The organism is Enterococcus sp. DIV0712 (assembly GCF_050554855.1).
GTDB classification, from domain to species: domain Bacteria; phylum Bacillota; class Bacilli; order Lactobacillales; family Enterococcaceae; genus Enterococcus; species Enterococcus faecalis.
In genome coordinates, this window is the sequence record NZ_CP187333.1 from 530,159 (window position 1) to 542,339 (window position 12,181).

At 37.9% G+C, this 12,181-nt stretch carries 10 protein-coding genes; 9 read left to right on the forward strand and 1 reads right to left on the reverse strand.

The annotated features are described in order from the left end of the window. The first annotated feature begins 117 nt into the window (after window positions 1–117). The 8 genes from uvrB to IGL42_RS02635 all read left to right on the forward strand — a co-directional run bounded on the left by uvrB (window position 118) and on the right by IGL42_RS02635 (window position 10,824). On the forward strand, window positions 118–2,115 hold the full coding sequence (gene uvrB / locus IGL42_RS02600; protein WP_002355618.1) for an excinuclease ABC subunit UvrB: 1,998 nt from the start codon (window positions 118–120) through the stop codon (window positions 2,113–2,115). Between the two features lie 117 nt (window positions 2,116–2,232). Next, the gene (uvrA, locus tag IGL42_RS02605) at window positions 2,233–5,052 is read left to right on the forward strand and encodes an excinuclease ABC subunit UvrA (RefSeq protein WP_113813597.1); all 2,820 of its coding nucleotides are present in this window, start codon (window positions 2,233–2,235) and stop codon (window positions 5,050–5,052) included. Window positions 5,053–5,223: 171 nt separating this feature from the next. Further along, window positions 5,224–6,018, forward strand: a complete 795-nt coding sequence (locus tag IGL42_RS02610; RefSeq protein WP_010710787.1) for a YusW family protein — start codon at window positions 5,224–5,226, stop codon at window positions 6,016–6,018. Window positions 6,019–6,183: 165 nt separating this feature from the next. After that, on the forward strand, window positions 6,184–7,071 hold the full coding sequence (rapZ, locus tag IGL42_RS02615; protein ID WP_002355625.1) for an RNase adapter RapZ: 888 nt from the start codon (window positions 6,184–6,186) through the stop codon (window positions 7,069–7,071). Next, entirely contained in the window at window positions 7,071–8,066 is a 996-nt protein-coding gene (locus IGL42_RS02620; protein WP_002355627.1) for a gluconeogenesis factor YvcK family protein, read from the forward strand. The genes rapZ and IGL42_RS02620 overlap by 1 nt, the downstream gene beginning before the upstream one ends. Before the next feature lie 33 nt (window positions 8,067–8,099). Beyond that, window positions 8,100–9,035: a DNA-binding protein WhiA gene (gene whiA, locus IGL42_RS02625; RefSeq protein ID WP_002358736.1), complete on the forward strand. Its 936-nt coding sequence runs from the start codon at window positions 8,100–8,102 to the stop codon at window positions 9,033–9,035. Between the two features lie 233 nt (window positions 9,036–9,268). Then, complete coding sequence (locus tag IGL42_RS02630) at window positions 9,269–10,192, forward strand: hypothetical protein (protein ID WP_010710786.1); 924 nt, start codon at window positions 9,269–9,271, stop codon at window positions 10,190–10,192. A 113-nt stretch (window positions 10,193–10,305) separates the two neighbouring features. Further along, window positions 10,306–10,824: a DsbA family protein gene (locus tag IGL42_RS02635; RefSeq protein WP_002361283.1), complete on the forward strand. Its 519-nt coding sequence runs from the start codon at window positions 10,306–10,308 to the stop codon at window positions 10,822–10,824. A gap of 43 nt (window positions 10,825–10,867) precedes the next feature. On the opposite strand, the gene clpP is transcribed toward IGL42_RS02635, so the two are convergent. Then, on the reverse strand, window positions 10,868–11,461 hold the full coding sequence (gene clpP, locus IGL42_RS02640; RefSeq protein WP_002355633.1) for an ATP-dependent Clp endopeptidase proteolytic subunit ClpP: 594 nt from the start codon (window positions 11,459–11,461) through the stop codon (window positions 10,868–10,870). Window positions 11,462–11,656: 195 nt separating this feature from the next. Here clpP and IGL42_RS02645 point away from each other — a divergent pair, with 195 nt between their 5' ends. Beyond that, a complete protein-coding gene (locus tag IGL42_RS02645; protein ID WP_002355635.1) occupies window positions 11,657–12,175 on the forward strand; it encodes a hypothetical protein in 519 nt (172 codons plus the stop codon). Window positions 12,176–12,181: the final 6 nt, after the last annotated feature.

Sequence of the window (12,181 nt, forward strand, 5' to 3'; positions counted from 1 at the left end):
GTCCGAAACAGCAAAAGTGGCGAAAATATGTTCGGTATGTTAAACTAATAAGTGGACATTCTGCCAGAATGGGCCGATAATTTAAGAGAAATTAGACACTTTGAGGGGGAGTTATAAATGATCGAAAGAGAAACTTCCAATACCTTTCATTTGGCTTCTAAATATGAGCCTGCCGGAGATCAGCCAGCCGCTATTGCTGAACTAGTTGACGGTGTCAAAGGTGGAGAAAAAGCTCAAATTTTACTTGGAGCGACCGGAACAGGTAAAACATTTACAATCTCTAATGTGATTCAAGAAGTGAACAAACCAACATTAGTGATTGCACATAATAAAACACTAGCTGGACAATTATACGGGGAATTTAAAGAATTTTTCCCAGATAATGCGGTCGAGTATTTTGTCAGTTACTATGATTATTATCAACCAGAAGCATATGTACCCTCAAGTGATACATATATTGAAAAAGATTCCAGTATTAATGATGAAATTGATAAACTACGCCATTCAGCGACAAGTTCTTTATTGGAACGAAACGATGTCATCGTGGTAGCATCAGTTTCTTGTATTTTTGGTTTAGGGGATCCGCGGGAATACAGTCAACAAGTTGTTTCATTACGTGTGGGAATGGAAATGGATCGTAATGAGTTACTAAAAAGCTTAGTCGATATTCAATTCGAACGAAATGATATTGATTTTCAACGGGGGCGTTTTCGTGTCCGCGGTGATGTGGTTGAGATATTCCCAGCTTCACGGGATGAGCATGCGCTACGTGTTGAATTTTTCGGAGACGAAATTGATCGAATTCGTGAAGTAGATGCGTTAACTGGTGAAATTGTCGGCGAAACAGAGCATGTCGCTATTTTTCCGGCAACACACTTCGTGACGAACGAAGAACATATGGAACACGCCATATCGCAGATCCAAGAAGAATTAGAGGCACGTTTGAAAGTGCTTCGCAGTGAAAACAAATTATTGGAAGCTCAACGTTTGGAACAGCGAACTAACTATGATATTGAGATGATGAGAGAGATGGGCTATACGTCAGGGATTGAGAATTACTCTCGACATATGGATGGTCGCCAAGAAGGAGAGCCGCCATATACGCTGTTGGACTTTTTCCCAGATGACTTCTTACTTGTAATCGATGAGTCTCATGTAACAATGCCGCAAATTAGAGGAATGTATAATGGCGACCGAGCACGGAAACAAATGTTAGTGGACTATGGTTTCCGTTTACCAAGTGCACTTGATAACCGACCGCTTCGTTTAGAAGAATTTGAACAACATGTAAACCAAATTGTTTATGTATCGGCAACACCAGGCCCTTATGAAATGGAACAAACAGAGACGGTTGTTCAACAAATCATTCGGCCAACAGGTTTACTAGATCCAGAAGTAGAAATCCGCCCAATTATGGGTCAAATTGATGACTTGGTGGGCGAAATTCATGAACGGATCGAAAAAGATCAGCGGGTGTTTGTCACAACCTTAACGAAGAAAATGGCCGAAGATTTAACCGACTATTTCAAAGAATTAGGCTTAAAAGTTAAATATTTGCATAGTGATATAAAAACACTGGAAAGAACGGAGATTATTCGCGATTTACGATTAGGCGAATTTGATATTCTAATAGGTATTAACTTATTACGTGAAGGAATCGATGTGCCAGAAGTTTCCTTAATTGCGATTCTAGATGCGGATAAAGAAGGCTTCTTACGTAGTGAACGCTCATTAGTGCAAACGATGGGACGGGCTGCCCGGAACGCCGAAGGAAAAGTCATTATGTATGCAGATAAAATCACCGATTCGATGCAACGAGCTATGGATGAAACGGCACGACGTCGGGCAATCCAAGAAGCATATAATGAAGAACATGGCATTGAACCAAAAACAATTATTAAAGAAATTCGTGATTTGATTTCTATTTCCAAAACAGCTGATAAAGATGAAACAGTGGTTCAATTGGATAAATCATATGAAGATTTATCAAGACAAGAAAAAGCTGATTTATTAATGAAACTTGAAAGAGAAATGAAAGATGCGGCCAAAGCGTTAGACTTCGAAACTGCAGCCACATTACGAGATACCATTCTTGAATTGAAAGCTGCCAAATAAGTCAACCAACGGATTAAGTAAAAGATACGATGAACCATCGTATCTTTTACTAATCTTTTCTCTATAGAATGATTTGAAATGATTTGACGTAAGAGATTTAGTAAAAGGAGAACATATATGGCAAATGATAAAATTGTGATTCATGGTGCACGCGCCCATAACTTAAAAAATATTGATGTCACGATTCCTCGTGACAAAATGGTTGTTGTAACTGGACTATCTGGTTCTGGCAAAAGTTCATTAGCGTTTGATACGCTTTACGCAGAAGGGCAACGACGTTATGTAGAGAGTCTCTCTGCTTATGCGCGACAATTTTTGGGACAGATGGATAAACCAGATGTTGACAGCATCGATGGTTTAAGTCCAGCTATTTCAATTGATCAAAAGACGACAAGTAAAAACCCACGCTCAACGGTGGGGACGGTCACAGAAATCAATGATTATTTACGATTGTTATTTGCTCGGGTAGGTCATCCAATTTGTCCTAACGATCATATTGAAATTACCAGTCAGTCTGTTGAACAGATGGTTGATAAAGTCTTAGAGCTACCAGAGCGAACAAAAATTCAAATTTTGGCGCCTGTTGTGGTCAAGAAAAAAGGCCAACATAAAAAAGTGTTTGAAATGATCCAACGTGAAGGGTATGTCAGAATGCGGGTGGATGGTGAAACCTATGATGTTAGTGAGGCACCAGAACTTGAAAAAAATAAAAAACATGATATTGCGATTGTGATTGACCGTATCGTTGTGAAAGAAGGCATTCGCTCTCGCTTGTTTGATTCGTTTGAAGCGGCTTTGCGTTTAGCTGAAGGTTACGCAATTGTTGATGTGATTGGTCAAGAAGAGATGTTGTTTAGTGAACATTATGCTTGTCCTTATTGTGGGTTCACAGTCGGTGAATTGGAACCGCGCTTGTTTTCATTTAATGCACCATTTGGCGCTTGTCCCGATTGTGATGGTTTAGGTGTTAAATTAGAAGTGGACAAAGACTTAGTGATTCCAGATCCCACTAAAACCTTGAGAGAAGGAGCCATTGTTCCGTGGAATCCTATTAGTTCCCAATATTATCCACAAATGTTGGAACAAGCAGCCACCAGTTTTGGGATTGATATGGATACGCCGTTTGAAGAATTACCTGCAGACCAACAAGAAATTATTTTAAATGGTTCTGGCGAGAAAAACTTTCATTTTCATTATGAAAATGACTTTGGTGGTGTTCGTGATGTGGAAGTGCCATTTGAAGGGATTTTAAAAAATATTAAACGACGTTATCATGAAACAAATAGCGATTTTACACGAGATCAAATGCGGTTATACATGACAGAATTGACTTGTCGAAGCTGTCAAGGGTATCGTTTGAATCCGCAAGCTTTAGCTGTAAAAATCAATGGCACGCACATTGGTGAAGTCAGTGAATTAGCAATAAAAAATGCGGTCCAATTTTTTGAAGGTGTGTCTTTATCTGAACAAGAAACAACGATTGCTCGGCCAATTTTAAAAGAAGTCGAAGATCGGTTAACCTTCTTAAAAAATGTCGGGTTAGATTACTTAACCTTAAGTCGAGCTGCTGGTACACTTTCTGGCGGAGAAGCACAAAGAATTCGCTTAGCAACACAAATTGGATCAAACTTATCAGGCGTCCTTTACATTTTAGATGAACCATCAATTGGTTTGCATCAACGAGATAACGACCGCTTGATTGACTCATTGAAAAAAATGCGGGACTTAGGCAATACATTAATTGTGGTGGAACATGATGAAGATACAATGATGGCTTCGGATTACTTGATTGATGTGGGACCTGGCGCTGGACATCTGGGCGGTGAAATTGTAGCCGCTGGTACGCCGGAAGAGGTTGCTAAAAATCCGCATTCATTGACTGGACAATATCTTTCTGGGAAAAAAGTGATTCCTGTGCCAAAAGAACGTCGCAAAGGCAATGGCAAAGCGATCAAAGTCACTGGTGCCAGTGAAAATAATTTAAAAAATGTCAGTGTTGAATTTCTGCTGGGTGAATTTGTTGCTGTCACAGGCGTTTCAGGTTCAGGGAAAAGTACTTTAGTCAATCAAATTTTAAAAAAAGCGCTGGCCCAAAAATTAAATCGTAATTCCAATAAACCCGGGAAACACAAAAGCATCACTGGTTATGAAGCCATTGAAAAGATTGTTGACATTGACCAAAGTCCAATTGGTCGAACACCAAGAAGTAATCCAGCGACTTATACTAGTGTTTTTGATGACATTCGCGATTTGTTTGCCCAAACAAATGAAGCCAAGGTTCGTGGCTATAAAAAAGGTCGCTTTAGTTTTAACGTCAAAGGTGGCCGTTGTGAAGCTTGTCGCGGGGATGGTATCATCAAAATTGAAATGCACTTTTTACCTGACGTCTATGTGCCTTGCGAAGTTTGTCATGGCAAACGTTATAATTCTGAGACGTTAGAAGTTCATTATAAAGGCAAAAACATTTCTGATATTTTAGATATGACGGTGGAAGATGCCGTAGAATTTTTCAAACATATCCCTAAAATTCATCGTAAATTGCAAACAATTGTGGATGTAGGCTTAGGCTATGTGACATTGGGGCAGCCAGCAACTACTTTATCTGGTGGAGAAGCACAGCGGATGAAGCTAGCGAGTGAACTTCATAAAAATTCTAATGGGAAAAACTTTTATATTCTGGATGAGCCAACAACAGGCTTGCATACCGATGATATTGCGCGGTTGCTTCTAGTATTAGAGCGTTTAGTGGAAGCGGGCAATACCGTTTTAGTGATTGAACATAACTTGGATGTCATCAAATCTGCGGATCATGTGATTGATCTAGGGCCAGAAGGTGGCGACGGTGGTGGGACGATCGTGGCGACAGGAACACCAGAAGAAGTTGCTAAAGTCAAAGACAGTTACACAGGATATTATTTAAAACGTGTTCTGAAATAAACATTAATGATTAGATAAAGAACCTTGTTTTTATGGGAAACAAGGTTCTTTTATTATAAAATAACAAATATTTTTTAATTAAAATTAAAAATAAATGTTGACTTAATGTGTAATTAAAAGATATACTATGTTTGTTAACAAAATAACAATGAACACGAAGGGAAGTCTTAAATGAAAAACAAAAAAATAACAACAAGTTTATTAACAGCAGGAATGGTCTTAGCTATCGGAATCACACCTTTTGTACATAGTAACACAATGGAAGCAGCTACTTTAATTTCACAATCAGACCATGAAAAAGTAATGAGTTTTACCAAGAAAGACTTAAAAGAAGCAACGGGTATTCAATTGGAGCCGGCGACAGTACAAGCCGTTCATCAGGAATTAAAGCAACAAATCACCTGGGAAACATTAGGCTATTCCACAATTGATGCGCAAAATATTGCGACACGTTTTACACAAAATACATATCAGGCTCTGGGGATTTTAACAGATATCGCCAACCATTCAGACCTTCAATTGAAAGTCATTACCATTAATAATCCCTATCTAGCAACAGCTAAAATTGGTACCTTTAAGTGGGAAACTGTAACTCCTGAAGTTGGTGGGGACCATCAAACAGCAGACAATGAACTAACCACACCGACACCGACTGTTGCCAGTCTTCAAGAGATTGACGTAGAAATTGAATACGACGAAAATGAAATTGAGTTCACCTATGAAATAAAATCGAACGGAACAATTGAAGCAACGTATGAAGATGAATCTGCTGATTTAGAATTAGAAGGTAAGGCAGCACAAGACAAAATCATGACTCTTTTAGATGGATTGTCAATCAAAACAGCTACAAATGAACAAATTAAAGAACACATTACGAAAAAGTTAGCCGTGAATGAACAAGTAAAACAATTTGAGTTTGAAGCTAATTTTACTGATAAAACAGAAATTGAGTTTGTATTAAAATAACACACAGTTATATAGCATAATTCAGCAATTAAAACAGCGTTGACAAAAATGTCAATGCTGTTTTTCTATGAAAGAATAGAAATCTTTATAAGAATGATTGAAAAGCTTTCTTTGATACGCCCGGGGTGTTATAATATAGTGATGCAAGTGAAGGGAGTGTTGAATATGCCAGAAAATTTACAACTGGTTATTATTACAGGAATGAGTGGCGCTGGAAAAACAGTCGCTGTTCAAAGCTTTGAAGACATGGGCTATTTCTGTATCGACAATTTACCACCAAGCTTAATCCCAAAATTTTGGGAATTAATTAAAGAATCTGGAAAAGTTACCAAGATTGCGTTAGTGATCGATTTACGTTCACGGACCTTCTTTAGAGAAATTCAGGATATGTTAGTCGAACTTGAAAATACTAATTTTATTGATACAACGATTTTATTTTTAGATGCCACCGATGAAGAGTTGGTTTCTCGTTATAAAGAGACACGGCGTGCGCATCCAATGGCGATGGATGGTTTAGTGACAGAAGGTATTCGTAAAGAACGTGCAATGCTGGAAGAAATCAAGGCGGATGCTCAGTTGGTCATTGACACTACGGACTTGTCCCCTCGTCAATTGCGGGAACGTTTGAATAAAGAACTAGCAACGAGAGAGACACACGAATTTCGAGTGGAAATGGTGTCCTTCGGCTTTAAATATGGCTTGCCGATTGATGCAGATATCGTCATGGATGTTCGCTTTTTACCTAATCCCCATTATATTGATGAACTACGGCCGTTAACTGGAATGGATCAACCTGTTTATGATTATGTGATGGGCTTCCCAGAAACAGATGAATTTTATACAAAATTTATCGATTTACTGCGAACAGTCTTACCTGGATATAAAAAAGAAGGTAAAAGTAGCGTTACCATTGCAATTGGCTGTACTGGCGGACAACATCGCTCTGTTGCATTGACAGAACGTGTTGGCGCTGAATTAAAAGAGGAAGATTACCATGTTAATATTACCCACCGCGACCGCTTAAAAAGAAAAGAAACGGTTAATCGCTCTTAATGAAAACCTATCGAATTCGTAAACCGAAGATCGTGGTTGTTGGTGGTGGAACAGGCTTACCAGTAATTTTGAAAAGTTTAAGAAATCAAAGTGTTGATATTACTGCCGTCGTAACGGTCGCTGATGATGGCGGTAGTAGTGGCGAGCTTCGTTCCTCTATTAATAACATGACACCTCCGGGAGATTTAAGAAATGTTTTAGTGGCATTGTCAGATATGCCACAATTATATGAAGATATTTTTCAATATCGTTTTGATAAATCAGATAGTCATTTTGCCAATCATGCAATCGGTAATTTAATCATTGCTGCTGTATCGGAAATGAGAGGAAGTACGTATGAAGCCATTCAATTGCTTTCAAAAATGATGCATGTTGATGGACGGATTTATCCATCATCAGAACGGCCATTAACGTTACATGCCGTATTTAAAGATGGCTCAGTGGCGGTGGGAGAATCAAAAATTGCACTGGATCGCAAGACGATTGACCATGTGTTTGTGACAAATACACACGGAGAAGAACAGCCAAGAGCTGCGCGCAAAGTCGTCAAAGCAATTGAAGAAGCAGACATGGTCGTGTTAGGACCAGGGAGTCTTTTTACAAGTATTTTACCTAATTTAGTTATTACAGAAATTGGTGAAGCCATCAAACAAACGGCAGCGGAAGTAGTCTATATTTGTAACATCATGACCCAAAAAGGGGAAACGGAACATTTTACGGATGCCGATCATGTTCGTGTCTTAAACGAACATCTACAAGCGCAGTTTGTTGATACAGTGCTGGTTAACACAGAAAAAGTACCAGAAAATTACATGGATCCTGAAATTTATGATGAATATTTAGTTCAAGTAAAGCATGATTTTCAAGGATTACGTGAAGAAGGATGCCGAGTCATTTCGACAGACTTTTTAGAATTAAGAGATGGCGGAGTTTTTCATGATGGGGAAAAAGTTGTTGAAGAACTTTTCCGTATCGTATTTGGAACGAAATATTAATTAATCAAAAGAATCAAGAGAGGAGGAGCTTAGATGTCTTTTGCCTCGGATGTCAAAAAAGAGTTAACTGGTTTAGAAGTCCATCGAGAACACGCGAAAGCAGAATTAGCAGCATTAATTCGGATGAACGGCTCACTTAGCTTAGTTAATCAACAGTTTGTCTTGAATGTACAAACGGAAAATGCTGCAATTGCTCGTCGAATGTATTCATTGCTGAAAGATCATTACCATGCACAAGCAGAATTATTAGTTCGTAAAAAAATGAAACTAAAGAAAAATAATGTTTACATTGTGCGTCTAAAACAAGATACACAAAAAATTCTAGCTGATTTGGATATTATGGATGGGGTCGTTTTTAACGGCAATGTGTCAAATGAAATCATGGGTAACGCGCAAAAAATGCGTTCCTATTTACGCGGGGCCTTTATGGCTTCTGGCTCAGTTAATAATCCGGAAACAAGTCGCTATCATTTAGAAATTTTTTCAATTTATGAAGAACACAATAATGATATTTGTAAGATGTTGAATTACTATGACTTAAACGCTCGAACATTGGGACGCCGAAATGGGTATATTTGTTATTTAAAAGGTGCTGAAAAAATTGCCGACTTTTTAACATTAATTGGTGCCACGAACTCTATGTTGAAATTTGAAGATGTCCGGATTGTCCGTGATATGCGGAATTCAGTAAATCGTTTAGTGAATTGCGAAACAGCGAATTTAAATAAAACCATTGATGCGGCTTCAAAACAAATTGAAAATATTCAATTTATTGAAAGTACAGTAGGGCTGACGTCATTACCGGAGAAACTTCAGGAAATCGCAGAATTACGGTTAGAGTATCCGGAAGTTAGTCTCAAAGAACTAGGGGAAATGATTCCTTCAGGAGCTATTTCTAAGTCAGGTATTAATCATCGTATTCGAAAAATTAATGAATTTGCAGAAAAATTACGAGAAAAAAGTGCGTAACTTTTCTGCTCCAGAAGTGAAGAATAACATTTCCGTTTGAAGTGCTATCCTTCACTTTTTCTTTAAGCGTGTAAAAAAAATTAAAGTGTGTAAAAAGTGTGTAGCACTGAAATGTAGTGTTGACCTGTGGTTTAAAGAAACGACGTTGGCACGAATGTTGCATGTAATAAAATGCAAGCGATTACTTATTGCTGTTTTTAACTAAAACATTAAAAACTATTGGAGGGGTCAAAATGGTTCAACGATTAATTAGTGCAAATGCATCAGAAATCAAACGGATGTCAAAAGAAGAGCTGTTTCAGAGTATTAAAGCGAGCGAAGGGCGCGTAATTTTATCGGAAAATGTGGTAGTTCATCCATCCGTAGCAGGTGATATCACTTGTGCGGAAATGTCAAAAGCATATGGCGCAGACATGATTTTATTGAATGTTTTCGATGTTAATCAACCGATTGTAGTAGCCGCTTATGAAGGGCAATATACTGAGGAAACATGTGTCCCTAATGATGAGGTTGTTCATCGTTTGAAAGAACTAGTCGGTTTACCGATTGGCATGAATGTCGAACCTGTTGATGAAAATTTAGATTTAGCTTCAACGAGAATTTCGATCGAACCAGGTAGAAAAGCATCTGCAGCTACTTTCAAAAAAGCCAATGAACTGGGTTTGGATTTTATCTTATTGACAGGTAATCCTGGAACTGGTGTGACCAACGACTTGATTGCTAAGAACGTGGCCTTAGCCAAAAAACATTTTGACGGCATCATTATTGCCGGAAAAATGCACAGTTCAGGTGTAGATGAACCAGTGGTCAGTTTAAAATCAGCTGAACAATTTATTGAAGCGGGCGCTGATATTGTCTTAGTCCCAGCAGTCGGCACGGTTTGGGGCATCGATGATCAACAAGTCAAAGAAGTTGTGGATTTTGCACATTCAAAAGGAAAATTAGTTATGAGTGCCATTGGAACTTCACAAGAAAGTGCTCAACCTGAAGTTATCCAAGCAATCGGCATTAGAAATAAAATTTTAGGCGTAGATATTCAACATATTGGCGATGCCAATATGGGCTTAGTTGGTATTGAAAATATTAAAGAGCTTTCTGATGCGATACGTGGGAAAAGACATACTGTTGCTAGAATGGCTCGTTCGATTAATCGTTAAAAAAGTGAACAGAGGCACGAATTCAGAAAATTTGAATTCGTGTCTTATGATTTTTTTATTGAAAAACGGTATACTAAAAGAGAAATAAAGGTTTGAAAGGATGAGGTTTTTTTATGGATATTTCAGTAATTGATGCAACAAAAGTTAACACAGAAACAGGGCTTCACATTGGTGAGAGCAATGCCCCTGTCAAAATGATAGAATTTATCAATGTTCGCTGTCCTTATTGCAGAAAATGGTTTGAAGAGTCTGAGGAACTGTTAGCACAATCTGTCAAAAGTGGTAAAGTTGAACGTATCATTAAGTTGTTTGATAAAGAAAAAGAAAGTTTACAACGCGGCAATGTGATGCATCACTACATTGACTATTCAGCGCCTGAACAAGCACTGTCAGCATTGCATAAAATGTTTGCTACGCAAGATGAATGGGGAAACTTAACCTTAGAAGAAGTAGCGACGTATGCTGAAAAAAATCTGGGCTTAAAAGAACAAAAAGATGCAACGCTTGTTTCCGCAGTGATTGCTGAAGCCAATGCGGCGCACATTCAATTTGTACCAACGATTATCATTGGTGAGCATATCTTTGACGAAAGTGTCACTGAAGAAGAATTACGTGGATACATTGAAAAATAAAAAAATGGAAACAGCGACTGTCGCTGTTTCCATTTTTTTATTTTTAATTTAAGGCGCTACTATTTTCCATTACTTCATCGATTAAACCATATTCTTTTGCTTGTTCGGCAGTCATATAGTTATCACGATCGGTATCACGTTCAATCACTTCAATTGGTTGGCCAGTTCGTTCAGCTAAAATTGAATTTAAACGTTGACGAGTGTCTAAAATGTGACGAGCAGCAATTTCAATTTCTGTTGCTTGCCCTTGAGCGCCACCAAGTGGTTGGTGAATCATGATTTCCGCATTTGGTAAAGCGAAACGTTTGCCTTTTTGACCAGCTGTTAATAAGAAGCTACCCATAGAAGCTGCCATTCCTAATACGATAGTTTGGACATCCGCTTTAACGAAATTCATGGTATCGAAAATCGCTAAACCTGCAGAAACGCTACCACCAGGAGAGTTAATGTACAAGTAAATGTCTTTTTCTGAATCTTGGGCATCTAAGAATAATAACTGTGCAATCACTGAGTTTGCCACGTTATCATCGATAGGGCCGCTTAGCATAATGATGCGGTCTTTTAATAAACGAGAGTAAATGTCATAAGCACGTTCACCGCGAGATGATTGTTCAATAACTGTTGGAATTAAATTCATAAGTAAATCCTCCTATATAAAGAAACTTTTAAAGTCATTCTATCACAAAGCACTTTGAATGCCTATGAAAAGTATACCTCTTTGGTCAATAAAGGTCAACGAAGTCGCTTGAAAAATTTTGTGTCATTTTTTATCCGAAACTTTTGGATTATGTTATACTAAAATGGAAAATTAGAAAAGAGCGAGGGGAAAAATATGTTTGTTTTTATCGCCGGAATGGTCGGTGTAATCGTCGGTGCGCTAATAGTCACAGCAAGTGCCGCCTTACATTCATCTTACAAAGAGCGAAAAGAAGTACGTTATCGTGAACTAGAACATTTGGTTAAAGAAATTGAATCATTGAATTTATTAAATAAAAAAGTCAAAGAAATTTTACAAAAGCGTGAATTATATATAGACAGATCAATTGAATACTTATCGATGGATGATTGTTTCATCAGCATCGATGATTTTATTTATTTGGAATCATTTTCTGCTCAAAATAATTTTTACTTACCGACGTACTTAATTGAAGAATTTTTCAAAAAAATTGCGCATCGTAAAGTCATTTTGACGGCCAGCGAAGTTGCTGAAATGGGTGGTCACACCTATAAAGGCGGCCGTGTTATTTTGGAAAATTTTTCAGACGAGATTTTAGCAATTATTGAAGATAAAAAACGTAAAATGCAGCGTTTGTCTAACGAACCACTTCATTATTTTAAAGCGATTAAATAAAAAAAG

Bases quoted from the DNA above. Each gene is read 5' to 3' on its own strand.
- IGL42_RS02635 (WP_002361283.1), top strand. From the start codon at position 10,306: ATGGATATTTCAGTAATTGATGCAACAAAAGTTAACACAGAAACAGGG.
- uvrA (WP_113813597.1), top strand. From the start codon at position 2,233: ATGGCAAATGATAAAATTGTGATTCATGGTGCACGCGCCCATAACTTA.
- rapZ (WP_002355625.1), top strand. From the start codon at position 6,184: ATGCCAGAAAATTTACAACTGGTTATTATTACAGGAATGAGTGGCGCT.
- IGL42_RS02630 (WP_010710786.1), top strand. From the start codon at position 9,269: ATGGTTCAACGATTAATTAGTGCAAATGCATCAGAAATCAAACGGATG.
- uvrB (WP_002355618.1), top strand. From the start codon at position 118: ATGATCGAAAGAGAAACTTCCAATACCTTTCATTTGGCTTCTAAATAT.
- clpP (WP_002355633.1), bottom strand. From the start codon at position 11,461: ATGAATTTAATTCCAACAGTTATTGAACAATCATCTCGCGGTGAACGT.
- IGL42_RS02620 (WP_002355627.1), top strand. From the start codon at position 7,071: ATGAAAACCTATCGAATTCGTAAACCGAAGATCGTGGTTGTTGGTGGT.
- whiA (WP_002358736.1), top strand. From the start codon at position 8,100: ATGTCTTTTGCCTCGGATGTCAAAAAAGAGTTAACTGGTTTAGAAGTC.
- IGL42_RS02645 (WP_002355635.1), top strand. From the start codon at position 11,657: ATGTTTGTTTTTATCGCCGGAATGGTCGGTGTAATCGTCGGTGCGCTA.
- IGL42_RS02610 (WP_010710787.1), top strand. From the start codon at position 5,224: ATGAAAAACAAAAAAATAACAACAAGTTTATTAACAGCAGGAATGGTC.